Below are 24794 nucleotides of genomic sequence, written 5' to 3'. Positions count from 1 at the left end.
CTTAGGGATGGCGCGGGCTTGCGCCGAGGCGAGCGAGCACCTTGTTCGGAATGCCGTAGCGCTGGATGATGTCGCGGCCGTTGCGCAGGCCGCAGATCTCGCGATGAATGAACATCGCCCAGACCGCTTGTGCGGCGGTATCGACCAGCCGCTCGTGTTCGACGCCCTCTTTGCCCTTGGCTTCGGCCTCTTGCAGGGCGGCAAGCGCCGCCTCAACCTTCAGGCCGTTTTGGCCGAGCGTGCTGGCACGCTCCGACATCAGTTCATATTCGAGAATTCCAAGGCCGGTCATCGCCATATTGGCTGGATTTAAACTGCCGGGCAGGCGAACTGTCATCTCAAGCTCCGCATGCTGATGATCTGTCCTCAGCCGATTCTGCACAATTCCAGCGTCATTTCCAGATCGCGACTTCGGCATTTTGATCGTCAGGACACGGAATGTGGGCCATTGAATTTCCTGTCGCCAGGGCGCTTTTCGGGTGGCTCGCGCTCGGCATTTGAGGTCCTATGGCAAGACCGCAAAGAGATAGCCGCGCCCCTGTGGCGTGATTCGGTGAAAGGATATCCGCATGACCAAAGCTTCACGAAACGCCGGCAAGCATTATGTCTGCCGGATTATCGCTTCGCCCGTCGGAGAGCTGAAGCTTGTCGGCGGCGATGACGGGCTTGCAGCGATCCTATGGGACAATGATCGGCCCAATCGCGTGCCTCTGCTGATCGTTGCAGAGGATGAAAACCATCCCGTCCTGCTGGAGACGGAACGGCAGCTCCGGGAATATTTCGCCGGCGAACGAAAATTATTCGATCTCCCGCTCGACTTCTCGGGAACGGAGTTTCAGCGGAAGGTCTGGCAGGCATTGCTGGCCATTCCCTTCGGCGAGACGCGTACCTACAGCCAGATCGCAGCGGAGATCGGGGCCGCTAAAGCGATCCGGGCGGTGGGTGCTGCCAACGGCCGCAACCCGATCTCGATCATCGCCCCTTGCCATCGGGTGATCGGCTCGGCCGGAGATCTTCGAGGGTTTGCCGGCGGTCTCGAGCGCAAGGTCTACCTGTTGCAGCTCGAAGGGACCGAGACGAAAGCCTTCGATTTCGCTGCTTGAGCGAATGCCGCGGGATTGCCGGCAGCTCTAATGCAAACAGCCCATCCGGGAAGCCAGATGAGCTGTTTCGATTTTACCCATTTGGGCGCGGCTGGCGATGGCGCCGCCAGCCGCCGTATCGTCTTAGCCTTCGAGCCACTTCACCTGTTCTGGCGTCAGCTTGATGTCGAGGGCCGAGAGGCTGTCTTCCAGCTCGGCGATCGTGCGCGGGCCGATCAGTGGTATCACCGGGAACGGCTGGGCGATGACATAGGCAAGCGCGATGTGGATCGGGTTGCGGCCGAGTTTCTGCGCCAGCTCGATCGCCCTGTCGCGGCGGCCGAAATTGCGATCGGAATACCAGACGCGAACCAGTTCCTCGTCGTCTCGCTTGTCGCGGCCGGCACGGTCGGTGAAGAATCCACGGCCCTGGCTCGACCAAGCGAAGTTCGGAAGCTGCTTGGCATTGAGCCAAGCTTTCCACTCATCGTCGGAAGCCGCGATGCATCCAGCCCAGATCGGATCGAGCATTTCGGCGAGCGAGAAGTTGTTGGAAAGCGCCGCCGGAGCTGCCTTGCCGTTCTTCTCGGCATAGGCAATTGCTTCGTCGAAGCGGGCACGCGTCCAGTTCGAGCCGCCGAAGATGCCGCGAATGCGGCCAGCCTTGACCTCGGCATCCATGGCGTCGACGAACTCGCCGACCGGAATGTCGGTATTGTCGCGATGCATGAAGTAGATGTCGACATAGTCGGTCTTCAGCCGGTTGAGCGACTGGTCGAGCTGCTTGCCGATCATATCGGGGTAGCACAGCGGCGAATGCACGCCCTTGCCGATCAGCACGATCTCTTCGCGCGGAACCTTCCGGCTGGTGTGCCAATCGCCGAAGATGCTCTCCGTCTTGCCGCCGCTATAGACATAGGCGGTGTCGAAGGCGTTGCCGCCGGCTTCATAGAAGGCGTCGAGGGTCAGGGATGCCGAGGCGAAGTTCGGGAAGAACTCGAAGCCGAGCATGACGAGCGATGCCGGCTTGGCGACGCCGGGAATGCTGCGCTTGGGAATGCTGTTGCCCTTGGCAACGGTCGCGCCGGCAATGTTCTTCGTTCTGTGGGTTGCCTTCTCGACCTCGTATTCGAGACCGATGGAGGCGCGCCACTGATCGAGAACCCGGAGATTGCCGATCGAATCCGCCCAGCCGATTCCGGGATAGGCAAATTCCTGTTTGCCTGCACGAATGGCATCGCCGGCCGCATCGACTTCGAAGGAATAGAGCCAGCGCCCCTCCTTGACTTCGATGGTCTGGGTCTCGCCGCCCTTGATGAGCTCGATCTTGCCGACGCCGCCCTTGTGGCCGGAAGCGAACCAGAAATCCGTGACTTCGAGGCGCCCTTCCGAGCCGATGATGCGCAGCGTGTTGTCCTGGTTCGCCATGATCGAGCAGGAGACTTCGGTAATGACATTATTCGGGAACTTCAGCACCGCCGAAGCCCACTCGTCGACGCCCGTCTGGCCGAGATGGCCGACGCCCGAGACCTTGTCGGGATCGAGGAACGGCTTACCGTCACGAGCACCGGCGATGAGGCGGGCCATCGACACCGGATAGCCGCCGACATCGAGAATGCCGCCGCCGGCCGTCTCGTTGGCAAACAGCCGGTGTTCCGGCTTGACGGTGCCCATGTTGAAGCCGAAGGACGAACGGATGATGCGCAGTTCACCGATCGCTCCGCTCTTCACCAGTTCGATCAGCTTGGCGGTCTGCGGATGCACGCGGTACATGAAGGCCTCGCCGGCAAAGACGCCGGCCTTCCTGGCCTCATAGTAGATGGCTTCGGCATCGAAAGCGGAAAGAGCGATCGGCTTTTCGACAAGCACATGCTTGCCGGCGCGGATTGCCTTGATCGCCCATTCGGCATGGCCGGTGTGCGGTGTGGCAATATAGACGGCGTCGATGTCCTTGTCGGCGAGCAGCGCTTCATAGCCATTGACGATGCGCGCGCCGGGGAAGCCGTCGCCGAGACCTGGCTTGTCCGGATTGCGGCTGGCGATGGCGACCAGCTTGCCGCTGCGGGAATGGGCGACACCCTCGGCAAAAGTCTGGGCGATCCTGCCGGGGCCGATAATGCCCCAGCGGATGGGTGTATCTGTACTCATGGAACGATCCTTTCGTAAATCTGCATGCTGTCTTGGGAGGGGTCAGAGCGCGCCACGTCGATCGCTGAAGCGCTCCAAGCCTTTGTTTTGAGCAATTCCGGACGGAAAACTGCGGCGCACTTTTCCTGGAATTGCTGTGAGGGCAGCGCCTACCGCAATCGGTTTCCAGCGCTGTCGAAGAGGAATGTCTTGGCCGCGGAAAGCGCGACGGTGAGCGTGTCCCGATTGCTGGTAGTGCGGGACTCTTCGCGTTCGATGACGATCTGCTCGCCGCCGGCGATATTGGCGTAGATGTAGCTGGTGTTGCCGAGATGCTCGGCGACATCGACATCGACGGTCAAATCGGCGTCGCCGCGCCCAGCGTCGAGAAAGTGTTCGGGGCGAACGCCGATCGTCACCTGTTGGCCGGCCTCCACTTTCGCGGAGGTGGTAGGCAGCGTCAGGCGAACATTGCGCTGGTTTTTCAAAACGATAGCGACACGGCCGGACTGATTGTCGGTGACCTCGGCTTGGATGAAATTCATCTTCGGCGAGCCGACGAATCCGGCTACGAACTGATTGGCCGGATCGTCGTAGAGGTCGAGAGGCGCTCCCACCTGCTCGATATTGCCGCTGCGCAGCACGACGATCTTGTCGGCAAGCGTCATCGCCTCGGTCTGGTCGTGGGTGACGTAGATCATCGTCGTGCCGAGCTTCTTGTGAAGACGCGAGATTTCGACGCGCATCTGTACGCGCAGCTCGGCATCGAGGTTGGACAGCGGCTCGTCGAACAGGAAGATCTGCGGTTCGCGCACGATGGCGCGGCCGATGGCGACGCGCTGGCGCTGGCCGCCGGAAAGCTGCTTCGGACGGCGTTGCATCAGCTCGGTGATCTGCAGGATCTCGGCGGCCTGCTTGACGCGGCGGTCGGTATCAGCCTTCGGGTTGCCGTTCATGCGCAGGCCGAAATTGAGGTTCTGCTCGACGGTCAGATGTGGATAAAGGGCATAGGACTGGAAGACCATGGCGATGCCGCGATCGGCCGGCTCCATGTCGTTGACGACGCGGCCGCCGATCTTGAGTTCGCCGCCGGAAATATCCTCCAGCCCGGCGATCATGCGTAGCAGCGTGGACTTGCCGCATCCGGACGGTCCGACGAAGACGACGAACTCGCCATCCTTCACATCGAGATTGGCGCCGTGGATGATTTCCAGTGAACCGTAGCGTTTGACGATATTGGTAAGGGACAGTTCAGCCATACGGGTCTCCCGGAATTATTTGATTGCGCCGGCGGCGATGCCGGCGATGAAGTGGCGCTGCAGGAGAACGAAGATGATGAGGATCGGCGCCGTCAACATCACCGCGCCGGCCATGATGCCGCCCCAGGAGACCCTGGTGAGGCCGATAAGCGTTCCGAGCGCCACGGGCGCGGTCATCATTCCCGGCCGGGAATTGATGAGCAGCGGCCAGAGGTAGTTGTTCCAGGAGGCCAGGAACAGGATGATGGCGAGTGCCGCCATCGTCGGCCTTGCGAGTGGCAGGGCGATGCGCAGGAAGATCTGCCATTCCTTGACGCCCTCGACGCGCGCCGCATCAAACAGCTCGCCCGGCATCATCGAGAAGGCCTGGCGCATGAACAGCACGCCGAGCGAATTGAAGAGCGGAGGTACGATCAGTGCCACCCATGTGTTCGCAAGCCCGAAATCGCGCGCCACCATGATGAATTGCGGGATGATGACGACGGAGTAGGGTAGCGTGATCGTCCCGAGGATGATGCCCACGACAACGGATTGGCCGAGGAAACGATAGCGCGCGAGCGCCCATCCCGCCATCGAGGTCAGCATGACCGACAGGACCGTATAGACGATGGCAACGACGATGGAGATCGTCATGGCGCCGATGAAGTTGGTGTCGGCCTGCAGGTTGCGGAAGTTGTCCATGAACCCTGTCGACGGTGTCAGGATGATGCCGGGGCTGAAAATGCCGTAATCAGGCATGGTCGAGAAGACGAACATCATCCACAGCGGAAACAGCCAGATGATGGCGAGCGGTGCCAGCAGGCCGTGCAGGGCGAGGGAGCGGATCAGATTGGATTTGGACTTTGATTTCATTTCGCTTCGCGCCCCACCCAGAGATTGAGAAGAGAGATGACCACGGCGAGCGCCGCCATCGTGTAGGCAACCGCCGAGGCGTAGCCGAAGTTGGTCGACTGGAAGGCCTGGCGATAGAGCAACAGGCCGAGCGTTTCCGTCCCGCCGCCGGGACCACCCCTGTTGGTGATCAGATATGGTTCGGTGAAGAGCTGCATGGTGCCGATAACGGACAGGACGACGCAGAAGAGAATGATCGGCTTCAGGAGCGGCAGGGTGATGTGGATGAACTGCTGGAAGCGGCTGACACGGTCGAGCGTTGCGGCCTCATAGACATCCTCGGGGATCGATTGCAGCCCGGACAGGATGATGATGGCGTTGTATCCGGCCCAGCGCCAGGTGACGGCGATGATGATGAGGACCATGGCCGCATGGGAGTCGGCAAACCACGATACCGGCGAAATGCCGACACCGCCGAGCAGCTTGTTGACGATGCCGAAATCGACGTTGAACATCAGGCGGAAGACGGCTGCATAGGCAACTTCGCCGACCACGACGGGTGCGAAGAAAGCGAAGCGGAAAACGCCACGCGCCTTGAGCAGTGGTGAATTCAGCAGCACCGCCATGACCGTGGCAAGCGTGATCATGACGGGAACCTGAACGATCAGGATGATCAGCGTGTTTTGAAGTGCGTTGTAGAAGGCCGGGTCGCCGAACAGGCGCCCCCAATTGAGCGACAGATTGTAGACCCACGGATTAACCCGGGTGTTCTGGAACGAAATCAGGAACGAATCGATGATCGGCCAAACCCAGAAAGCGGCGAACACCAGAAGATAGGGTGCAAGGAACGCATAGGCGCTCCGGTTTCGCAACCGCATGAAAGCCTCCTCCTTTAAGCGCAGTGAAATGACGCGTGACATCGCATCCGCGCCGCCCCAGAGCGTGACGCCGAAAAGTGTAGGCGGTTTTCGGACGACATCACGCTCTGTTTCTTTGATTCTAGGGCGGCGGGGATGCCGGGCGCGGCTTGGGATGCGCGCCCGGCAGTGTCACTCATTTCGCGAGCGGCAGGCCTGTCGCCGAGGCGATCTGCTGGGCCGCGTCGTCGAGCGCCGCCTTGCCGTCCGGATAGCCGCCGGCAAGGTATTTCGTCTGGACGGCCTTTATAACTTCATCGGCGTCACTGAAATACTGGGTGCCGGGGCTCGGGTGGATTCTCGGCAGCGTGGCGAGAATATCGGCCCAGACCTTTTGGCCACCCCAGTAGGGCTGCGGTTCGTTGACGAAGGGATCCTTCACCGCCGACAGCAGCGACGGCACGAGGCCGAAGGATTTCAGCATGGTCACCTGGCCCTCATTGGTGCCAAGCGTGTAGTCGAGGAATTTCCAGGCGGCTTCCTTGTGCTTCGAGCTGCTGGCGATTGCGAGCGACGAACCACCGAGATTGGCAGCATGCGGGCCGTCGGCCGTCATGCTCGGCATCGGATAGACGCCCCATTTGCCGGCAAGATCCGGCGAGGTGGAACGAACGGTGCCTTCGTACCAGCCGCCATAGAGCTGCGATGCCACCTTGCTTGCAGTGTTCGCCTGAATTTTCTCGTTCCAGTTCGCCGCGGTCATCAGGCCCGCGTCCTTGATTTCCTTCACCTTGTCCAGCGCTTTGACGCAGCCGGGCTGGTTGACGGTGATGCTCTGGCTGTCACTCGAAAAATAGCCGCAGCCCTGTTCGTTGGCGAGCATGCGGAACCATTCGCTATCGCCGTTGAGATCGGCCTGCGTCATGACGACACCGGGATTGGCGGCGGAGATCTTCTTGCCGGCGGCGATGAAATCGTCCCATGTCTTGATCGTTGCCGGATCGACGCCTGCCTTTTCATAGAGATCACGGCGATAGAACATGGTGACGGGGCCGGAATCCCAAGGCATCGCATAGGCGGCATCACCGACTTCAAGTTCGGCGCGCTTGAAATCCGGGAACTGCTTCTTGAGTTCGTCATTGTAGCCGAGCTTTGTCAGATCGGTCAGGCAGTCCGGAAAGCGGTTCCAGAAGATCGAAGCTTTGTGGTTTTCGATCGACATGACGTCGGGCAGGCCGTCGCCGCCGGCAGCGCAAGCGGCCAGCATCTTGTCGAAGACCTGCGGGTTGCCGATGTCCTGAACATCGACCTTGATATCGGGATATTTCTTATTGAACCCTTCGACCGTGGATTTCAGCGCCGACGCGGCGATGTTCCAGCTCCAGACTGTGATGGTGGTTTGCTCTGCAAAGGCAGAACCGGAAGCGAGCAAGGCGGCAAGCGCCGTCGCCCCAGCAAGTTTTAAACGCATTGAAAATCCTCCCTTTTCAATTGCTGTCCGCAAGCGAACGCGTTTAAACTATCTGTCGGCACGCTTCTGTCTCCTAAAAAGGGAACATCGACTTGGCGAAAAGTAAGGTGGGTCAACGGGCGGTTTATCAGCCGGGTGCAAGCAGCGTCGAAGGGCTGCCAAATGTCCTGCAGATGTTCCATAACCACCCGTTGCCGATGGCAAAACCGCATTGGCACGCGCAGGTGGAAGTGAATTACATCGTGCGCGGAACCGTGCACTACCGCATAGGCGATCACGAGCTTACTTTGAGAGCGGGCGAGATCTGTCTTTTCTGGGGCGGTCAGCCGCATCTGTTGGACGATCTGTCGGAGGATGCGATCTATGCGGGCGCGCATCTGCCGCTGGTGCATTTTTTCCGCCTGCGCCTGCCGCTCGACATCTCGGGCCGCCTCATTCGCGGGCAGACCCTGATCAGCTCGGCGACCGATGCCGCGGATGACGAGAATTTCGCGCGCTGGCATCGTTACGTCATGTCCGAAGACGGCGCCAAGGCGGAACATGCGGTGGCAGAACTTCTCCTGCGTCTAGAGCGCATCGCCTTCGAACCCTACCGCATGGTGCCGGAGAAGCAGCAAAACCCGGCAAACGAACAAGCCCATCCGCAATCCTCGCGCAGCCTGGCGAGAATGTGCGATTTCATCGCCGAGAATTTTCTGCATGACATCGATACGGTCGATATCGCCAAGGCGGCGCATCTCCATCCGAAATACGCAATGAATCTCTTCAAGAAATCGACCGGCATGACGCTGGCCAAATATGTGAACCTGCTGCGCCTTTCGCGCGCCCAGGCGATGCTGATGCGCGATGGCGCCAATGTGCTGCAGGTCGCCATGGATAGCGGCTTCGGCTCGATCAGCGCCTTCAACAAATCCTTCCGCCACATTGCCGGCATGACGCCTTCGGATTTCCGCCGCGACATGCGCGTTCTCTCCGCGATGAATGTCGAAGCCATCAAGCTTCCGATGCATCGGCCATCGCCGCAGTTCCATCGCTAGTTCCCCTTGCGGTCGCGGTCGATCTCGCGCATTGCTCTTGGCCGGTTGAGGAAGGGGAGAATCTCATGCGGCAGTTTTCGGCTTGTATCGAGTGGTTGTTCGCGCGCGACGGCGATGCCTTTGCCGACCGTATTCGTCTGGCACATCAGGCAGGGTTGGATGCGGTCGAATTCTGGCACTGGACGAACAAGGATCTCGATGCGATCGCCGCCGCGGTCGCCGAGACCGGCATCGCGGTCTCAGGCATGGTGGCCGAGCCGATGATCGCGCTAACGAATCCGGCAAACAAGGAGGCCTGGCTCAAGGGCCTGCGGGAGTCGATTGCTGTCGCGCAGCGCCTCGGCGCGAAGGTTCTCATCGCGCAGGCGGGTGACGATCTACCGGAGTTTTCACGCGCCGAGCAGCGCGTGGCTCTTGTGGCGGCCCTCAGCGCGGGTGCGGATATCCTCAAGGGTTCGGGTGTTCGGCTCGGACTGGAGCCTCTGAACACAAAGATCGACCATGTCGGCTATTATCTGTCCTCGACCGAGGAAGGCCTCGATATTGTCGACGCGGTCGGCCGTGCGGAAATCGGCATCGTCTATGACGTCTATCATTCGGCCGTCATGGGCGAGAAGACCGAAGATGTCATCGGCGGCCGTATCGACCGCGTCGTGCATGTCCATGTCGCCGATCACCCGGGCCGTGGCGATCCCGGCACCGGACACATCGATCTGGCCGAGCGGCTGAACTGGCTGTTTGCCCAGGGCTATGACGGCAGGGTGGGGTTGGAATACAGGCCGAAGGCAGACGACGCCGAAGCCGTTCGCGCCGTGGTGAAGTCGTTGGGCGGCTGAAGCAGCCGTCTAGACCGGCTCCATCATGCCGAAGACAGCAACCAGCCCGATGACGACGAAACCGATGATGATTTCGGCGATGCTTCCGATGCGAAGCGCCTGCAAGGCGCGGCTCGGGTTGCGACTCATCCAGGGAACGAAAACATAGCGATTGACGATCGCCAGCAACGACATGCCCGCGACCAGCGCTATCTTGATGGCAAGCAGCGTCTGGTAGGGCGAGGACCAGTCCGTCGGCAGGCGTTTGAGGATCAACATGGTGTTGACGATGCCGGAGAGGATGACGAGCGCCACCGCCCAGTGCCCCACAGTCGAGAAGCGGCGCAGGGCCAGTTGCGCCTCCGCCCGGCATTCCGGCCGGCTCAATAGCCGGAGAATGGGGATCAGCGGCACGAGCGCCCCGAGCCAGCCGCCGCCAGTCAGCAGATGAAGGACATCGTTGGCACGGTGCGCCTGGCGTAGCCAGCCATCCAGCATCGAGGCATGGCCGGTGAGCGAGAGGGCGGCGAGCCCGAGTCCGGAGGCCAAGGCAAGCCCAAGCCGGCGCCGGCCTTCCGGCAGCAGGAAGGCGCCGATCATCAAGACGGCTGCGGCCGCCTGTGCCTGCCAGGCTTGCCCGACTGTCGTATCGAACAGGACATCATGCAGAGTGCCGAGATCGGCCGCGTCGCTCCAGCCGTTGCCGATGATGGCCGTTGCCGCGGGCAGGGATATCAGCATCGTCAGGGCCGCGACCACCGCGATGAGGAAAAATGGGATTGCGGACATGCGCCAGACGGTGTTTGCAAGCTCCCTCGGCACCAGAAAGGAAAGATAGGCGCACGCACCCCAGAGAAGCATCAGCGATGCATCATGAAGAAAGCGGCAGAGTTCGAGCGCTGTCGTCGGATCCATCAAGGCTTCACGATAAAGTTACAAGCGCCATCGGAGTGACGTTCCGGGTTGATGCTGGGTCGGCTTTTGCTGGGCAATCGTAGGGACACCGCGTCGAGGGCGCTGGAAAGCCAGCCTGCCATGATCGGGATGATGGAAGATTCTTCCGTCATGTTGTCAAGCGCGATAGGATTGCGGATACGCCCTGTCAACTTTCTCCATGCATAAAGGCGCCGTTCGGGACGCTTTGCCGCAAGGCAATCCGGTATCGCAGGCTTCGGTCGGCCACGATATCGCTCAGCAGCGCGGATTCCTGCCTTTCGGCACAGAATCGTCGCTTTTGAGTCCTTTTTGCAGAGTTTGTTAAGGCGTTCCGGGGTGTACGCTCGAAAGGGAGTTTCATGTCGGCAGCTAGGATCCGCGAAAAAATGGCTCATGGTTTCGGCCATCGCCGGCGTCGCGAGTGGCTCGATAATCTTGATATGCCCACCTATGTCATCGGCGATGTGCATGGTCGCTACGATCTGCTGAGCGCGCTCGAGCGCAAGATCGTTGCCGATGCCGCGGGCCTGCCCGGCCAAAAGCTCATCATCATGCTGGGGGATTACATCGATCGCGGCCCGGCCTCGGCACAGGTCATCGGCCGGCTGATGGCACCACCGCCGAAAGGCTTCGATCGCATCTGCCTGACCGGCAATCACGAAATGGAAATGCTCGCCTATATCGATGGCGAGATATCGCTGGATGATTGGGTAGGGCTCGGAGGCGATGCCACTCTTGCCTCCTATGGCGCGGATATCCTAGCACTGCGGGAGCAATATCCCAGCCAGAAAAAGCTCGATATCTTCCTGCGAACCTGGCTTCCCGACGATCACATCAATTTCCTGCGGCGCTTGCCGATCATGCTGGATACGCCGCAGGCCCTGTTCGTCCACGCCGGCATCGACCCTGACAGGTCGCTTGCCGATCAGCAGGATCACGATCTCGTCTTCATCCGCTCGCATTTCTACGACAGCGCGCAGCCGCTGCCGAAGCTGATCGTGCATGGTCACACACCGATCAGTAAGGCCGAAGCCAGCGGGCTCCGGCTCAATCTCGACACCGGGGCCTACCGCACCGGCCGGTTGACTGCGGCCCGGCTATGGCAGGGCCGCATCAGCATTACGTCGACTTGATTTGCCGGCTTAGAGCATTTCCAGGAAAACTGCGCAGCGGTTTTCCGTCAGGAATGCGTAAAAACAAAGCGCCCTAGAGATTGCCGATGCAGAGGTACTTCATTTCCAGATAGTCATCGGCGCCGTGCCGCGAGCCTTCGCGGCCGAGGCCGGATTGCTTGATGCCGCCGAACGGCGCAGTCTCCGATGACATCAGGCCGGTGTTGATGCCGACCATGCCGTATTCCAGCGCTTCCGCCACGCGCCAGACCTTCTTTAGGTCGCCGGCGAAGAAATAGGCGGCAAGACCGAATTCGGTGTCGTTCGCCTGCTGAACGACGTCTTCGACCGTCTCGAAACGGAAGAGCGGCGCCACCGGGCCGAAGGTCTCTTCGCGGGCGACCTTCATGGTCCTGTCGACACCGGTCAGAATGGTCGGTGCGAAGAAGGTGCCGGCGCCTTCGATGCGCTTGCCGCCCGCCACGATGCGGGCACCCTTCGAGACTGCGTCCCGAACGTGGTCTTCGGCTTTGCCAACGCCCTGTTCGTCGATCAGCGGCCCGACTGATACCCCCGGCTTGAAGCCGTCGCCGACAGAGAGTTCGGCAACCTTGGCAGCGAGCTTGGCGGCAAAGGCATCATAAACGTTGGACTGCACATAGATGCGGTTGGCGCAGACGCAGGTCTGGCCGGCATTGCGGTACTTCGAAGCCATCGCACCTTCGACGGCGGCATCGAGATCGGCATCGTCGAAGACGATGAAGGGTGCGTTGCCGCCGAGCTCGAGGCTGACCTTCTTGATCTGGTCCGAGCACTGGCGCATCAGGATGCGGCCGACTTCCGTGGAACCGGTGAAGCTGATCTTGCGCACCTTCGGATTGCCGCAGAGTTCACGTCCGATCGCCGGACCATCGATGCCGACGATGATGTTGAGTACGCCTGCGGGAACGCCGGCCTCTTCGGCAAGAACCGCAAGTGCGATCGCCGTCAGCGGCGTCTGCTCGGCAGGCTTGGAGACAACCGTGCAGCCGACGGCAAGGGCCGGCGCGATCTTGCGGGCGATCATGGCCGCCGGAAAATTCCACGGCGTGATCGTGCCGACGACGCCGACCGGCTGCTTGATGACGACCATGCGCTTGTCGTTGGATGGCGCGGGAATGGTCTCGCCATAGATGCGCTTGGCCTCTTCCGCATACCATTCGACATAGGACGCGGCGTAGAGGATCTCGCCCCTGGCTTCCGGCAGCGGCTTGCCCATTTCGGCCGTCAGGATTGCTCCGAGCTCATCGGCATTGGCGACCATGAGATCGAACCATTTGCGCAGGATGACGGCGCGTTCCTTGGCCGGGCGGGCGGCCCAGGCGACCTGGGCTATATAGGCAGCATCGATTGCCGCGGTGGTCTCGGCGGCACCCATGTCGGGGAGCGAGGCAAGTACTTCGCCGGTAGCGGGATTGGTGACGTCGAATGTCTTCGTTGCCCCACCCGCCGTCCAGACGCCGTTGATATAGCCGGCGGCGCGCAGGAAGCGCGAGGAGAAGGGGACATGCTTGGTCATTGCTGTTGTAAAGGACATTATATGCACTCCGACAGGTTCTCGCCCGGCAGGCCGCACGGGCGATCGTAGAGGAAACGGGGAAGGACAGCCGTTAGTGTGAGGCACTCGCCTCGATCATCGAGGCTTCGAGAATGTCGAGCGCCTCGCTGAACACGCCATCCTGAATGGTGATCGGCGACAGGAAACGGATGACATTGCCGTGGACGCCGCAGGTCAGCAGGATCAGCCCCTTGTCGAGGGCGATCAGCCGCACCTTGTTGGCGAAATCGGCACTCGGCAGCTTCGTTGTCACATCGTTGAACTCCACGGCGTTCATGAAGCCGGGACCGCGAATGTCGACGATCTCAGGCACCTTGTCGCGCAGCGATTCCAGCCGCTGCTTCAGGCGCGATCCGAGCTGATTGGCGCGATCGCATAGGCCCTCGTCGGCAATGACGTCGAGGACGGCATGTGCGGCTGCAATGCCAAGCGGATTACCACCATAGGTGCCGCCAAGGCCACCCGGTCCCGGCGCATCCATGATTTCGGCGCGGCCGGTGACGGCGGCGAGCGGGAAACCGCCGGCAAGGCTCTTTGCCATGGTGACGAGATCGGCTGCCACTTCATGATGATCCATCGCGAACATCTTGCCGGTGCGGGCAAAGCCGGTCTGCACCTCGTCGGCGATCAGCAGAATGCCGTGCTGGTCGCAGATCTCGCGCAGCGCCTTCATGAAGGCTGTGGGCGCCGGATAGAAGCCGCCTTCGCCCTGCACGGGTTCGAGGATGATGGCGGCAACGCGCTGCGGATCGACATCGGCGGCAAACAGCTTCTTCAGCGTTGCCAGCGATTGTTCGACGGTGACGCCATACAGCGGCACCGGGAAGGGCGCATGGAAGACATCGCCCGGCATCGGGCCGAAGCCGATCTTGTAAGGCGCGACCTTGCCGGTCAACGCCATGCCCATGAAGGTGCGGCCATGGAAGCCGCCGCCAAAGGCGATGATGGCGGAGCGGCCGGTGGCAGCGCGGGCGATCTTGACGGCATTTTCGACCGCTTCGGCACCCGTCGTCACGAAGATCGTCTTCTTGGCGAAATCACCGGGAACGATCGCGTTCAGCCGTTCGGCCAGATGCACATAGCTCTCATAGGGCACGACCTGATGGCAGGTGTGGGTGAAGCGGTCGAGCTGCTCCTTGACGGCGGCGATGACGCGGGGATGGCGATGGCCCGTATTCACCACGGCGATGCCGGAGGCGAAATCGATGTAGCGGTTGCCTTCCTTGTCCCAGATCTCGGCGTTTTCGGCGCGGTCGGCGTAGATTTGCGTCGTCATGCCGACGCCGCGGGAAATGGCGGCGTTCTTCCGATCAGTCAGGGTCATCGCTATGGCTCCAGGGAGGGTGGTTTAAATTAGCTTGCAGAACTTCTGCAAGTTCTGTAGAAAATTCCTACATTTTTCCTGCAAGATTTCAAGTGGGATTTTGTGGCGGTGACAAGAATAGGCCGAGGGCTCAACTCCAGCGCAGCAGGTCTTTAAAGGCCCGCTAAGGATGCTGTAGCGGGCGCTTCATCCATGCTAAGCAGAGCAAAAGACTTGGTATCAGGGATTATTGGCAAATGAGCAGCATCGAGCCCGTGCGCTACAAAGTGGCGGAAGCGGCGCGTCTTGCCGGCGTGTCGGCCTCCACGCTGCGTCTATGGGAAAGCCAGGGTCTGGTCGTGCCCTTTCGTTCCGAAACCGGGCATCGCCAGTACAGCGCCGAGGATGTGGCGCGGCTGAAGCGCATTTCCTGGTTCCGTGCCGAGCGCGGCCTCAACCCGGCAGCTATCCGCGAGGCACTGGAAACCGAGGATGCCGCGGCACCCGGCGCCGACAATGGCGAGCAGGTGGCGCCCTCCGGCATTGGCCGCAAGCTGCGGGCGCTTCGCCATGCCGCCGGCCGGACGCTGGATCAGGTTGCCGCCGACATGGGCATGACCTCATCGACGCTATCGACGCTGGAGCGGACCTCGCAGGGCGTCAGCTTCAAGACCCTCCATGATCTCGCGGATTACTACGGCACGACCGTCTCGCGTCTGTCGGGCGAGGAGCGCGAGGATGTTCCGTCCCTGATCCGGTCGGGCGAATGGCGGGCCTGGCCGGCAACGACGCCGGGCGTCACCGTGCAGTTGCTCGCCGAGGGAAGGACGATGATGGACTGCCATCGCTTCGTGCTGGCGCCGGGTGCGACCAGCGAGGGCGCCTATCGCCATGACGGCGAGGAGTTCATCCACGTCCTCGCCGGCCGTCTGGAGCTGGTGCTCGACAGCGACCAGTTCTTTGATCTCCTGCCGGGCGATTCGCTTTACTTCGAAAGCCGCCGCTATCACTCCTGGCGCAATCATCATGACGGCGAAACCATATTGCTCTGGATCAATACGCCGCCGACATTTTGAACGGCGGCGGTATCGTCATCCCCCTGTCTTTTCTATAGAACTGACGAAAATCGAATTCAGACGACAGAGCCCGGAGAATCCCATGGCTGCCACCATCCGTTACCACGAAGGCGATATTTCCGTCGCCGATGCCGCCCGCTATACCGGCGCCATAGCCATCGATACGGAAACGCTTGGCCTCGTTCCGCGGCGTGACCGGCTTTGCCTCGTGCAGCTTTCGCCGGGTGACGGCACGGCTGACGTCATCCGCATTGCCGCCGGCCAGAAGCAGGCTCCCAATCTCGTTGCCATGCTTGCCGATCCGGCCCGCCAGAAGATCTTTCACTATGGCCGCTTCGACATCGCTGTCCTGTTTCACACCTTCGGCGTCACCACCACGCCGGTATTCTGCACCAAGATCGCCTCGCGCCTTTGCCGCACCTATACCGACCGCCACGGTCTGAAGGACAATCTCAAGGAAATGCTCGACGTCGATATTTCCAAGGCGCAGCAGTCGTCGGACTGGGCGGCGGAAAAGCTGTCGCCGGCGCAGCTCGAATATGCCGCCTCGGACGTGCTCTATCTCCATGCGTTGCGGGAGAAGCTGACGCAGCGCCTGCTGCGCGACGGCCGCATGGATTATGCGGATGATTGCTTCGCCTTCCTTCCGACTCGCGCCAAGCTCGACCTTCTCGGCTGGGAGGAGGCGGATATTTTCGCCCATAGCTGAGAGCTTCGCCCTGCGGGTGAAATTCATCGGGTCGGTGCCGCAAAAGTGGCATCGTCCTCCTTAATTTAGTGATCTTTTAAGGAATAGGCTGCTATTTTGCAGCTGATTTCCAGCCCGGCGCATCAGCGCTTGCCATCTCGGTCATCGGGCAATCGAAAATCCACCGGCCGCATGAGCGGACCCTGACTGAACCTGCCCCCGCTTCCATCGTCGTCTTGCCAGACAAAGGAGCATGTCATGTTGCTTCCCGTTGGTGCCGTGTCTGTTGTGGGTGTGCCCGTCGAAAAGCCCGTAGTCGCGACGGCAGAGACCGCCGGGCTACAGACGGCAGCAACGCCGGTTGCCGTTCTGTCGAGTGCGGTCAATACCAGCGTCGAAGGCAAGTTGAACATGCTGCTGGCCGCAGCGCGTGAGCGCATGTTCGATAGCCTGCTTTCCGCCATCGATGCCGCCAGCGCGGCGCTCAACGTTTCCCGCGAACCGGGTGAAAGCAACGCCGCCTTCGCCCAGCGCGTCGCTGTCGCAATTCGCAGCCTCTCGCCGCAACAGCTCGTCGTGGTGCAGCAAAAGCTGGACGCGCAGCTGAGCACGAGGGTGCCGCTGCCGCTGCTGGCCGAGGTGTTGCAGGAGCCCGAGAGCCCGCAGGCGGTGCAACTGGCTCTCAATCTGGAGCAGTCAGCGGCTGCCGAGCCCGATGCGGTGCTGAAGGCGGTCGTCAATTCCTACGGTCAGAATGCCGGCGAGGCAAAGCCGGTGCCGGCCCAGACTCAGGCGCCCGGGGCCGCAGCATTGCAGAAAGCAGCTGTCTTGGCCACCCAGGCGACAAGCCTGGCGCTCCCGTCTGAGGAGCCGTTGGCGACTGCGGCCACCCAACCCACGGCACTGCCGACGCCCGCACCACAGGAAGCGTCTCAGCCGGGTACTGTGGCCCAATCGGTGCCCACCGCTGCTCAGACAGTCCTGCTGCAGGCACCCGCGCAAAATGGAGCCGTTCCGCCGCAGCAAGCGACGTCAGCAAGCCCGAACACCGGTACCGCCACGATTTCGCCCTTGCAGCTCGCCTCCCTTGTCGAAGATCTGGCCGCGGGACCTTTGCTGGCAGCGATCGTCGCCGAGGCCAAGCTTCCGACCGAAGTCGAACTGATCAGATCGCCGCTGGCGCCGCCACAGGCGCCGCGCGACATCCAGCAGATCCAGGCCGACCTCAAGCAGGGACTGCAGGTCGTCATCAGCCCGTCAGTGATTGCCACCAATCCCGACCTCATGCAGATCATCAGCAATCCCGGTGCTTCGGTGGAAAAAACCATAGCGCAGGCGCTGACGGGCAACGGGGCAGGGCAGGCATCGCAGCCGCAACCTTCCGTTGATGACAATGGCAGGAGCCGGCTTGTTGCGGCGAGCGCGATACCGGTCTCCTTGGCCGGAGAGCCGGAAGTGCCCGTTTCCGCTGCGGTACTTGCCGGCAAATCGCAGCCGCCGGCGCCTTCTTCGGCCGGCATGGCCATGTACGATACGGCGGAGCAGGCGGGGATGCCGGCTCAGGTGCCGGTGGTTGGTGTTCCCTTCGTCGTCGCCAACTACCTGCCGGCAACCACTCCTGCCAAGACAAGCGAATCGAAACGGGTCGATCGCGTGGACCCCATTGCGGATGAAGAAGGGGAACGTGCCGACGACGGCGAAACGCCGCAAGATCAGGATGACGCGGATTCAGAGCAGCGGGATACACAGCCGCAGACGGCTGCAGGGACTCCCGATGATGCGGAAGCAGACCTCGATGCTTCCCGCCAGGGCGCCACTGTCACACCGGAATTGCCTGCCTTGCCGCAACCTTCGCTCGCCGATCGCCAGCGCGACCACGCTTTCGATTTCTATCGGCGCATGGTGGCCTGGGAATAGCCGGGATCGTATCGCAGCCAAAGAAAAACCCGCCGGATCGCTCCGGCGGGTCTTTTGTTTCCAGGCTTCTACCGAGGATTATTCGGCGTTGCGGTTCTTCAGAGCCGCACCCAGGATGTCGCCGAGCGAAGCGCCCGAGTCGGACGAACCGAACTGAGCAACAGCTTCCTTCTCTTCTGCGATTTCCAGAGCCTTGATCGACAGCATGATCTTGCGGTCCTTCTTGGAGAAGTTGGTGACGCGAGCGTCGACAACCTGACCAACCGAGAAACGCTCCGGACGCTGTTCGTCACGGTCACGCGACAGATCGGCGCGGCGGATGAACGAGGTGATGTCTTCGTGGCTGACGAGCTTCACTTCGATGCCGCCTTCGTTGACTGCGATGATTTCGCAGGAAACGACTGCATTCTTGCGCAGGTCGCCGGAAGCTGCTGCTTCGCCGACTGCGTCCTTGCCGAGCTGCTTGATGCCGAGCGAGATGCGTTCCTTGTCGACGTCGACGTCGAGAACGACAGCCTTGACGACATCACCCTTGTTGAACTCCTCGATGACCTGTTCGCCTGGACGGTTCCAGTCGAGGTCGGAGAGGTGCACCATGCCGTCCACATCGCCGTCGAGGCCGATGAACAGGCCGAATTCGGTCTTGTTCTTGACTTCGCCTTCGACTTCGGTGCCGGCCGGATGGTTGCGGGCGAACGCAGCCCACGGGTTTTCGAGCGTCTGCTTCAGGCCAAGCGAGATACGGCGCTTGGTCGGATCGACTTCGAGAACGACCACTTCGACTTCCTGGCTAGTGGACAGGATCTTGCCGGGGTGAACGTTCTTCTTGGTCCAGGACATTTCCGAGATGTGGATCAGGCCTTCGATGCCCGGCTCCAGCTCGACGAACGCACCGTAGTCGGTGATGTTCGTGACGGTACCGGAAATCTTCTTGCCTTCCGGATACTTGGCCTGGATGCCATCCCACGGATCGCTCTCGAGCTGCTTCATGCCGAGCGAGATACGGTGGGTTTCCTGGTTGATGCGGATGATCTGTACCTTGACCTGCTGGCCGATGGACAGGATTTCCGACGGATGGTTCACACGGCGCCATGCCATGTCGGTGACGTGCAGCAGGCCGTCGATGCCGCCGAGGTCAACGAACGCACCGTAATCGGTGATGTTCTTGACGACGCCGTCAACAACCTGGCCTTCTTCGAGGTTCTGAACGATTTCAGAGCGCTGCTCGGCACGGGACTCTTCGAGAACCGTACGACGCGATACGACGATGTTGCCGCGGCGCTTGTCCATCTTGAGGATTTCGAAGGGCTGCGGGTTGTGCATCAGCGGGGTCACGTCGCGGATCGGACGGATGTCGACCTGCGAGCGCGGCAGGAAGGCGATAGCGCCGTCGAGATCGACGGTGAAGCCACCCTTGACCTGGTTGAAGATGACGCCTTCGACGCGTTCACCAGCTTCGAACTTGACTTCGAGCTTGATCCAGCTTTCTTCGCGGCGAGCCTTTTCGCGCGAGAGAACGGCTTCGCCAAGCGCGTTTTCGATACGCTCGACGTAGACTTCGACTTCATCGCCGACCTTGAGCGTGCCGTCCTTGGCGCGCGCACCGAATTCCTTCAGCGCGATGCGGCCTTCGACCTTGAGGCCGACGTCCACAACGGCGACATCCTTCTCGATGGCCGTGATGATACCCTTGGCGACATAGCCTTCAGCCAGGTCGTTCTTGGCAAAGGATTCTTCGAGAAGGGCCGCGAAATCTTCGCGAGAGGGGGTTGTTACAGACATAAAATCTCCTGGCGTGTCCCGATCATGCAATCTGGACACTGACGCGCCGGTGGTTCGCGTTAAACAGGCCTGACCCCAGTCCGCCTCCCCTTCGGGAAGCTATCCGGCGCATGGACGGAATGTCAGGCTATTGATTGGCGGTTTCGGGCGCTAGGAACGCGCGAAAGCCGCTCATATTGTCATGCATTTCGGCTCAGAGCGGCGTCGATGATCGACTTTGCCGTCTGAAACGCCGCTTCTATACTCATTTCTGAGGTATCAAGCAAGTACGCCTCTTGCGCAGGGCGAAGCGGACTGTCCGTGCGGCCCATGTCGCGCTCGTCGCGCCGCTGCACATCTTCGAAAATGGCTGCATAGTCGGCGCTGCCGCCGGCCTCCACGATCTCTTCGTAGCGCCGTCTCGCCCGCACCTCGGCCGAAGCCGTGACATAGAATTTCACCGGCGCATCCGGGCAGACGACGGTGCCGATATCGCGCCCATCGAGCACGGCGCCCGGTTCCTTCAGCGAAAAGCGGCGCTGCGCCTCGACGAGAGCCCGGCGCACCGCCGGCATGACGGCGATCTTCGATGCCGCTTCGCCGATCTCGTGTTTCGACAGTATAGCCCGGTCGAGCCCGGCGAGATCGACCTTGCGCGCCATCGCCTCGGCGACGGCTTCGTCATCAAGCGGCAGGCCTGCATCCAGCAGGGCCTTGGCGGTTGCGCGGTAGGTGAGGCCGGTGTCGAGATGATGAAAGCCATAGGTTTCCGCAATCCGGCGCGCCAAGGTTCCCTTGCCCGCCGCCGCAGGCCCATCGATGGCGATGATCATTCTTCTTCTGTCCCCAGCCTTAATCCAGATATTACTTGCTATAGCGACGCACCAGATCCGCCATTTCGGCGGCGTCGGTGCGATCGATCGTGTCGAGGCCACCGGCCACGCCTTGCCGGTCGGCAAGCGGTCGGTTCTGGCTGACTTTCCATTTGCCTTCAATCGTTTCTATGTCGATCTCGATGCCGATGATACCCTTCAGCTGGGCCGTAACGAATTCCGGCGGGGCATCGTCGACCGCCCAGGGCTGCGGGCGGCTGCTTTCGTTCTCGCCTGTCAATGCGCCGATCTGGGCGCGCAGCCAGGTGGGATCGTCGATCGTCCGTGCGCTGCCGCGAACCTGCACGATCGCATAGTTCCAGGTCGGCACGACCTTGCCGGTTTCCTGTTTCGTCGCATACCAGGACGGCGTGATATAGGTGTCGGCGCCCTGGAAGACGACGAGGACCGGTGCGCCGGCTGCGATTTCCTTCCACTGGCCGTTTGCCCGCGCGACATGCGCCTGCAGCATGCCCTTCGGCGAAGAGCCGGTCTTGAGGTGAAACGGGATGGCATTGGCCATCAGGCCGCCATCACCAGCCGTAACGAGCAATCCGAGCGGGTGCGCGCGGATAAGGTCGTGCTGCGTATCGAGATCGTCTTCGCGATGTTGGGGCGGCTGATACATGGTTCCGGTCCGTTTGCTGTCGCCATCCTGGGGCACGTGATGAAGGTAGGCTGCCGTCTGGTTGCCTGATCGCGCTCTAGCAGTCCTCGACCTCGATCGTCGCGCCCAATCTTGTCATCATATCAAAAAAACAGAAAAAGCGGTGGCCTTGCGATAGATGTTTTGGAGGCGCAACTGCTCTTCAATAGACATCGGTTGACCCATTCTGCCGCAATGCGCGAAAACCGTGTGCAGAGCGGTATGAAGTTTAGCTTTGACAGAAACGACCGCAACGATTAAGGGGACCGGCTGATATTTCCCTTAAAACGCCGGCTTCCCCGGCATTGCCGAATTTCCATTCGGCCATTCATGAGGCTTTGACAGTGGCGAAAGCGGACCTTGGAACAAAACGTACCGATCCGGATAACGGCAAGAAGTTCTACGACTTGAACCGGGATCCGGTGATCTCGCCCTATACCGGCAAATCCTGGCCATTGTCCTTCTTCGAGGAAACCTCGGCTGCGAAGGAAGTTCCGGAAGAAGAAGAAGTGGCTGAAGTCGATACCGAGAACACCGAAGTCGAACTGGTGTCGCTCGAGGATGCCGATGAGGCAGCCGCCGGCGGCGACGATATTCCGGATATCGGTGACGACGAAGTCGAAATCGATGACGATGACGACGATACCTTCCTCGAAGCCGACGAAGATGAAGATGATGACGACATGAGCGACATCATCGGCGTCACCGGCGACGACGACGACGTCTGATCTCAAGGACAATCGGCCCGGGCAGCAAGAAAAGTGTTCCGGGCCGAATTTTTCGGCTTGCTATCTGTAAAAACCACAAGTAATAAGCCGCCACCCCGACGGGCAACGCGCTCGGAAGGGACCCAGGGCCGGTCAAACGGCACCACCTTGATGGGGCTATAGCTCAGCTGGGAGAGCGCTTGCATGGCATGCAAGAGGTCAGCGGTTCGATCCCGCTTAGCTCCACCAGCCTTCGCTCTGCGAGCTTCGGCTCGGCAAGCCGTCAGGCTTGATGATCCGAAGGCGAGAAGACGGCGAAGGCTGTCGCGCTGAAGTTACGCAGTAACGAAAGCGGACTTTCTCCAAATATTACGATTATCGTCTAGCTAAACGTCGCCGATGATTTTCGTCTAGGTGGGGATAACGCATGAGTTGCATATCCACTTCGACACACTATCATTCCCCGAATGAAATACGTTTATATCCTCACGAGCTGCGAGTTCCCAGACCGCCACTACATCGGTGTGACTGGCGATCTGAAAGCCCGTATGGCAAAACACAATGCCAAGGAGGTGCCGCATACCTCCAAATATGCGCCGTGGTCAGTCAAAACCTACATCGCCTTCTCCGACGAATCGCAGGCTTTTGAATTCGAAAGATATCTGAAATCCGGTTCGGGACGAGCTTTTGCAAAGAAAAGACTATAGTTCTCTCTTCTGTGGCATCTGCCTCCTTAGGCAAGGCACGCCAGCCTTGTTTTGGGCCCCAAGCCTTTACTTTAACCAGCCGTCCCATAGTTAAATCCTCATAGACTACGGTGTTTTTAGTTTGCGAAGGGAAAGTCCATGCTTGGTGCTTCAGTTCTGGTCGGGATTTTGATTACCTTCCTCGTCATCGTCCTGGTTCTCTACTTGGTCCAGCGCTTACCGCTCGATGGCCGCACGCGGCAAATCGTGCAGATCATCGTCATCATCATCGGCATCGTTTCCCTGCTGAGATATTTGAGCGTCTGGTAGACGACCGCCTTATCTGCCGGATGGCCCTTTCCATAATTCTCGGCATCTCACCCATGCCATGCTAGCCTCTGGCCTTCCGCAACTCATCCGATTCGGACATGACCAGACAGCGCCGCCGTCGTCTCATCAAGACCCGCCGCAGGGTGACGGGGTTGCTCCTCGTTGCCTCGATCGCTTTTCTCGCCGGCATGACCGATGCGGTCGGTCTGATGCTCACCGGCAACTTCGTGTCCTTCATGACCGGGAATACGACGCGGGCGGCGATTGCTTTCGGCACGGGTGATTTCGGCCATGCGCTGGTGCTGCTGGCCGCGATCGTCACCTTCATCGCCGGCAATGCGCTCGGGATCGTTGTTGCCCACCTTGCCGACCGGCGCGCCTTCGTCGTGCTTGTCTGCGTCAGCGTTCTTCTCGCTGCGGCTGCGAGCCTTGGGTTGCCCTCTCTGCCGCTGGTGCAGTTCTACCTGGTCGTGCTGGCCATGGGCATGGTCAACGCCACGGTCGAACATATCGAGGGTCTGCCGATCGGGCTCACCTACGTGACCGGCGCGCTGTCGCGGTTTGGCCGCGGCATTGGCCGTTTTCTGCTTGGCGACCGTGATTTTGCCTGGACGGTGCAGATCGTGCCTTGGAGCGGCATGATATCGGGTGCCGTTATCGGCGCACTTCTCGCAAATGCCCTTGGCGCAGGCGCTCTCTGGCTGGTTTCGATGGTCGCGCTTGTATTGGCGCTCGCGACCCTCTTCATCCCCCGGCCGCTTCAGCATCGCTTCAATCAGCGCCTCACCATTGCCGCTTCAATGACGCGGCGATCGAAATAGCCACATTGCAGTGCACAAAATCTGCTAGGGAGAAAGCGAATCGTTTTTGCCGACAAGCTTGAGGTGTGCCGTGTTTGTTTTTTCGAAACTTGTCTGGATTTTCGGTCAGCCGCTGTCGCTGGCATTTTTCCTCGGTCTGCTGGCGTTCATCGCCACGCTTCTGCGTTGGCGTGCTTCTGCAATCACTGCATCCTTGTTGTCCCTCCTGATCCTGTTCGTCGCGCTGTACACGACGGCGGGCGCCTATGTCGTGCAGGGGCTGGAAGAGCGCTTTCCGCGCGCTGCCGCCGATCCTGCGGATCTCAAATGCATGATCGTGCTCGGTGGCGCCACGCAGAATGAGGTGACGACGGCGCGGGGCGGCTATGAGCTCGATTCGGCTGGCGACCGGCTCGTCGAGGCCCTGCGGCTGGCGCAGAAATATCCGCAGGCACGCATCGTTATCTCGGGCGGCGATGGTTCGATCGGCGGCACCTATGAGGGCGATGCTGTCATCTCCGAGCGCTTCTTCACCGCACTCGGCATCTCGACGAGCCGCATGGTCGAGGACAGGACCTCGCGCACCACCTTCGAGAATGCAGTCAACACCAAGGAGCTGCTGGCGCAGAATGGCCTTTCGGATTGCCTGCTCATCACGTCGGGTTTCCACATGCCGCGCTCGATGGGTATTTTCCGCAAGCAGGGCATTCCCGTCGTGCCCTGGCCGGTCGATTATCGCAGCACCGGCAAGGAAACACTGCGCTTCGATTTCACCCAGCCCTCGCTCAATGCGCAATTGCTGGCGACCGGCTTGCGCGAGTGGACCGGCCTCGTCGGCTATTACTTCGTCGGCCGCACCTCGGCGCTTTATCCCGCGCCGTAGT

At 60.8% G+C, this 24794-nt stretch carries 24 protein-coding genes and 1 tRNA gene; 13 read left to right on the top strand and 12 right to left on the bottom strand.

The window, feature by feature from the left end; all coding sequences use genetic code 11:
• Nucleotide 1: 1 nt before the first annotated feature.
• Nucleotides 2-337, bottom strand: coding sequence for a DUF6665 family protein (locus tag ACQZ6F_RS32815; protein ID WP_449096123.1), 336 nt, complete (start codon nt 335-337; stop codon nt 2-4).
• 232 nt (nt 338-569) lie between these two features.
• Between ACQZ6F_RS32815 and ACQZ6F_RS32810 the strand changes: the two genes are divergently transcribed.
• Complete coding sequence (locus ACQZ6F_RS32810) at nt 570-1103, top strand: methylated-DNA--[protein]-cysteine S-methyltransferase (RefSeq protein ID WP_449096122.1); 534 nt, start codon at nt 570-572, stop codon at nt 1101-1103.
• Nucleotides 1104-1226: 123 nt separating this feature from the next.
• Here ACQZ6F_RS32810 and ACQZ6F_RS32805 read toward each other — a convergent pair whose 3' ends face one another.
• The 5 genes from ACQZ6F_RS32805 to ACQZ6F_RS32785 form a co-directional block, all read right to left on the bottom strand.
• Nucleotides 1227-3230, bottom strand: coding sequence for an aldo/keto reductase (locus ACQZ6F_RS32805; RefSeq protein ID WP_449096121.1), 2004 nt, complete (start codon nt 3228-3230; stop codon nt 1227-1229).
• Nucleotides 3231-3379: 149 nt separating this feature from the next.
• The gene (locus ACQZ6F_RS32800; protein WP_449096120.1) at nt 3380-4468 is read right to left on the bottom strand and encodes an ABC transporter ATP-binding protein; all 1089 of its coding nucleotides are present in this window, start codon (nt 4466-4468) and stop codon (nt 3380-3382) included.
• 15 nt (nt 4469-4483) lie between these two features.
• Nucleotides 4484-5320, bottom strand: a complete 837-nt coding sequence (locus ACQZ6F_RS32795; protein ID WP_068394983.1) for a carbohydrate ABC transporter permease — start codon at nt 5318-5320, stop codon at nt 4484-4486.
• On the bottom strand, nt 5317-6177 hold the full coding sequence (locus tag ACQZ6F_RS32790; protein WP_068395029.1) for a carbohydrate ABC transporter permease: 861 nt from the start codon (nt 6175-6177) through the stop codon (nt 5317-5319). Before ACQZ6F_RS32790 ends, ACQZ6F_RS32795 begins: the two co-directional genes overlap by 4 nt.
• Nucleotides 6178-6352: 175 nt before the next feature.
• On the bottom strand, nt 6353-7627 hold the full coding sequence (locus ACQZ6F_RS32785) for an ABC transporter substrate-binding protein (protein ID WP_449096119.1): 1275 nt from the start codon (nt 7625-7627) through the stop codon (nt 6353-6355).
• Between the two features lie 86 nt (nt 7628-7713).
• On the opposite strand from ACQZ6F_RS32785, the gene ACQZ6F_RS32780 reads away from it, so the two are divergent.
• Nucleotides 7714-8664, top strand: coding sequence for a helix-turn-helix domain-containing protein (locus tag ACQZ6F_RS32780; RefSeq protein WP_077472187.1), 951 nt, complete (start codon nt 7714-7716; stop codon nt 8662-8664).
• A 65-nt stretch (nt 8665-8729) separates the two neighbouring features.
• Entirely contained in the window at nt 8730-9500 is a 771-nt protein-coding gene (locus ACQZ6F_RS32775) for a TIM barrel protein (protein WP_449096118.1), read from the top strand.
• Between the two features lie 9 nt (nt 9501-9509).
• Here the strand turns inward: ACQZ6F_RS32775 and copD are convergent, their stop codons facing one another.
• On the bottom strand, nt 9510-10394 hold the full coding sequence (gene copD / locus ACQZ6F_RS32770) for a copper homeostasis membrane protein CopD (protein ID WP_449096117.1): 885 nt from the start codon (nt 10392-10394) through the stop codon (nt 9510-9512).
• A gap of 380 nt (nt 10395-10774) precedes the next feature.
• Between copD and ACQZ6F_RS32765 the strand changes: the two genes are divergently transcribed.
• A complete protein-coding gene (locus tag ACQZ6F_RS32765) occupies nt 10775-11548 on the top strand; it encodes a metallophosphoesterase (protein WP_174069567.1) in 774 nt (257 codons plus the stop codon).
• A gap of 73 nt (nt 11549-11621) precedes the next feature.
• On the opposite strand, the gene ACQZ6F_RS32760 is transcribed toward ACQZ6F_RS32765, so the two are convergent.
• Together ACQZ6F_RS32760 and ACQZ6F_RS32755 are read right to left on the bottom strand one after the other, a co-directional pair.
• Nucleotides 11622-13103, bottom strand: a complete 1482-nt coding sequence (locus tag ACQZ6F_RS32760) for an NAD-dependent succinate-semialdehyde dehydrogenase (RefSeq protein WP_449096116.1) — start codon at nt 13101-13103, stop codon at nt 11622-11624.
• Nucleotides 13104-13176: 73 nt separating this feature from the next.
• Complete coding sequence (locus ACQZ6F_RS32755; protein ID WP_449096115.1) at nt 13177-14448, bottom strand: 4-aminobutyrate--2-oxoglutarate transaminase; 1272 nt, start codon at nt 14446-14448, stop codon at nt 13177-13179.
• A gap of 236 nt (nt 14449-14684) precedes the next feature.
• Between ACQZ6F_RS32755 and ACQZ6F_RS32750 the strand changes: the two genes are divergently transcribed.
• The 3 genes from ACQZ6F_RS32750 (at nt 14685) to ACQZ6F_RS32740 (ending at nt 18108) form a co-directional block, all read left to right on the top strand.
• The gene (locus ACQZ6F_RS32750) at nt 14685-15503 is read left to right on the top strand and encodes a MerR family transcriptional regulator (RefSeq protein ID WP_077472193.1); all 819 of its coding nucleotides are present in this window, start codon (nt 14685-14687) and stop codon (nt 15501-15503) included.
• Nucleotides 15504-15585: 82 nt separating this feature from the next.
• A complete protein-coding gene (locus tag ACQZ6F_RS32745; protein WP_077472194.1) occupies nt 15586-16212 on the top strand; it encodes a ribonuclease D in 627 nt (208 codons plus the stop codon).
• A gap of 237 nt (nt 16213-16449) precedes the next feature.
• Nucleotides 16450-18108 (top strand): hypothetical protein, encoded by a 1659-nt coding sequence (locus tag ACQZ6F_RS32740; protein WP_449096114.1) that lies wholly within the window; start codon nt 16450-16452, stop codon nt 18106-18108.
• A gap of 78 nt (nt 18109-18186) precedes the next feature.
• On the opposite strand, the gene rpsA is transcribed toward ACQZ6F_RS32740, so the two are convergent.
• From rpsA to ACQZ6F_RS32725, 3 genes are all read right to left on the bottom strand, one after another.
• Nucleotides 18187-19890 carry a 30S ribosomal protein S1 gene (gene rpsA, locus ACQZ6F_RS32735; RefSeq protein ID WP_068395003.1) on the bottom strand — a complete coding sequence of 568 codons (1704 nt, stop codon included), beginning with the start codon at nt 19888-19890 and terminating at the stop codon, nt 18187-18189.
• Nucleotides 19891-20069: 179 nt separating this feature from the next.
• Nucleotides 20070-20702 (bottom strand): (d)CMP kinase, encoded by a 633-nt coding sequence (cmk, locus tag ACQZ6F_RS32730; RefSeq protein ID WP_449096113.1) that lies wholly within the window; start codon nt 20700-20702, stop codon nt 20070-20072.
• Nucleotides 20703-20733: 31 nt separating this feature from the next.
• A complete protein-coding gene (locus tag ACQZ6F_RS32725; protein ID WP_449096112.1) occupies nt 20734-21369 on the bottom strand; it encodes an FMN-binding negative transcriptional regulator in 636 nt (211 codons plus the stop codon).
• Between the two features lie 362 nt (nt 21370-21731).
• Here ACQZ6F_RS32725 and ACQZ6F_RS32720 point away from each other — a divergent pair, with 362 nt between their 5' ends.
• The 6 genes from ACQZ6F_RS32720 to ACQZ6F_RS32695 all read left to right on the top strand — a co-directional run bounded on the left by ACQZ6F_RS32720 (nt 21732) and on the right by ACQZ6F_RS32695 (nt 24793).
• A complete protein-coding gene (locus ACQZ6F_RS32720; RefSeq protein ID WP_068395033.1) occupies nt 21732-22115 on the top strand; it encodes a TIGR02300 family protein in 384 nt (127 codons plus the stop codon).
• 152 nt (nt 22116-22267) lie between these two features.
• Nucleotides 22268-22343, top strand: a tRNA-Ala gene (locus tag ACQZ6F_RS32715).
• A 218-nt stretch (nt 22344-22561) separates the two neighbouring features.
• A complete protein-coding gene (locus ACQZ6F_RS32710; protein ID WP_449096111.1) occupies nt 22562-22801 on the top strand; it encodes a GIY-YIG nuclease family protein in 240 nt (79 codons plus the stop codon).
• A gap of 138 nt (nt 22802-22939) precedes the next feature.
• Entirely contained in the window at nt 22940-23110 is a 171-nt protein-coding gene (locus ACQZ6F_RS32705) for a Thivi_2564 family membrane protein (protein WP_136686861.1), read from the top strand.
• 98 nt (nt 23111-23208) lie between these two features.
• Nucleotides 23209-23931, top strand: coding sequence for a YoaK family protein (locus ACQZ6F_RS32700; RefSeq protein ID WP_449096110.1), 723 nt, complete (start codon nt 23209-23211; stop codon nt 23929-23931).
• Nucleotides 23932-24001: 70 nt separating this feature from the next.
• A complete protein-coding gene (locus tag ACQZ6F_RS32695) occupies nt 24002-24793 on the top strand; it encodes a YdcF family protein (protein ID WP_449096109.1) in 792 nt (263 codons plus the stop codon).
• Nucleotide 24794 lies beyond the last annotated feature (1 nt).

The organism is Rhizobium sp. A22-96, assembly GCF_053521805.1.
The sequence above is the reverse complement of the archived record's forward strand: the minus strand, read 5'-3'. Positions and strand labels throughout refer to the sequence as shown.